This is a genomic window from Streptococcus mitis (genome assembly GCF_047464035.1).
Classification (GTDB): Bacteria; Bacillota; Bacilli; order Lactobacillales; family Streptococcaceae; genus Streptococcus; species Streptococcus mitis_DX.
Genome location: NZ_JASHCQ010000046.1, coordinates 1 through 1,543 on the forward strand (window position 1 = coordinate 1; position 1,543 = coordinate 1,543).

Genomic DNA, 1,543 nt, shown 5'->3' on the forward strand with positions numbered 1-1,543 from the left:
GGTAACTTCTAAAACTAACTTCCAGTTTCCCACACCCTAGCATTTAGTATAAGAAAAACGCGTGAAATCAGTGGAAATCCGTCTTAGACTAACTTCCACTGGTTTTCTTTTTCTTGATATATACAGGTTCAAAAGCGAAAAGACTCAGAAAAAAGTGCACGACAAATAGCCCTAAAACAGAGTCGTCTTAGAGTAAATTCCAGTTGCTAGCGTTTAGTGTGAGACTTTTCGATGGTGATAAGATGTGTAGTTAGAGGGGAAAATTCCCTTTATTTCAATAAATCAGGTGATAAGTGTGTGTCTTCTGGTTTGACAAATTGACAACCCAGAAGAGCAGCGATGTCCTCACCAAATGTGAAGGTGAAGACGTCGTAAGCAGATTTTCCTTGAAACTCTTCTCGTTTCAAGGAATTGACATGAGAAATGACTAGATTGACGTCTTTCTGAGTCAGCTGGTCAAAGGAAGTGCCCTTGGGAAGAATGGCTCGCAAAACTGTATGGTTCTTCTCAATCCGCCCCTTCTGGTCAGGACGGCTAGGGTCGCAGAAGTAGAGGTGAGACTTCCCATCAATGTCTCGCTCAAGCTCCTCCACATAGGAGAACTCAGATCCGTTGTCCGTGAGAATGACAGGGAACAGCTGATGGAAGGCATACCCTCCGTCCATGACTCTTTCTTTCAAAGCTGCGAATTTAGTGGCGACCTCCAGAGCAGTCTTGTTGTCCAAAAGCAAGGCGAAGAGGAAGTTGCAGAAGGAAACGTTGAAGGTGAGCAGTAGCTTTCCACCAGGTCTGCCGATGACCGTGTCCATTTCCAACCATTTGAAGAAATCATCTGTTTCTCGTAACTCTTGGAAATCTTGGTAGGTCCGCCCAATTTTTAGCTCTTTGGGAATAGCTACTTTTCTGGATTTTCTGCGTGCCTTGAACTTGACCATCCGAGGGAAATCAATGGGCTTGGCTGTTAGATATCCCAGCTTGGCATGCCGATACACCGTAGCTTTCGACACAGGTAGGTTATGTGTCTGAATGATATGGTAGATGCTTTGTTTCTTCTGGATGCCTTGGGTTAAGACCTTGTCCATCTGATAAAAACTTTCCTTGTTTAGAGGAATGCCCTCTCTGGACTCCCTCAACATAGTCTTGTACTGTTCCTGGGCCTTTTTGGCGTAGTAAAGATAGCGGTTAAAGCCACAATCCGTCCTCTTTTTTGGACAGTTGTTACAGACATAAGGAGCTTTTTTGAGAAGTGGGCAATCCGTGCAATCAGATTTGACGGATGTTGGATGCATGATGCGATTGCGCTTGATTTCCTTTGAAATCGTTGATGGGTCTTTTCCTATTTTCTCAGCGATGGAACGGAAAGTCTCCTGTTGGGTGATTCCAGTTTGGATGTCAATACGGTCTTCTAGAGTGAGATGTTTTTGTTTTTTCGTCATGAGGTGCCTCCTTACGAAAAGTCTCAGACTTAATTCTAGCATCATTCGTCGTCTGAGACTAACTTCCAGTTTTGGGAGAGAGGTGGAAGTTACTTTGAGAAGTTACG

General features: G+C 44.0%; 1 protein-coding gene. It reads right to left on the minus strand.

The annotated features are described in order from the left end of the window. Positions 1-269: 269 nt before the first annotated feature. Complete coding sequence (locus tag QM818_RS08950; protein ID WP_000163013.1) at positions 270-1,436, minus strand: IS30 family transposase; 1,167 nt, start codon at positions 1,434-1,436, stop codon at positions 270-272. Positions 1,437-1,543: the final 107 nt, after the last annotated feature.

Coding starts and splice junctions, on each gene's coding strand:
- QM818_RS08950 (WP_000163013.1), bottom strand. CDS start 1,436: ATGACGAAAAAACAAAAACATCTCACTCTAGAAGACCGTATTGACATC.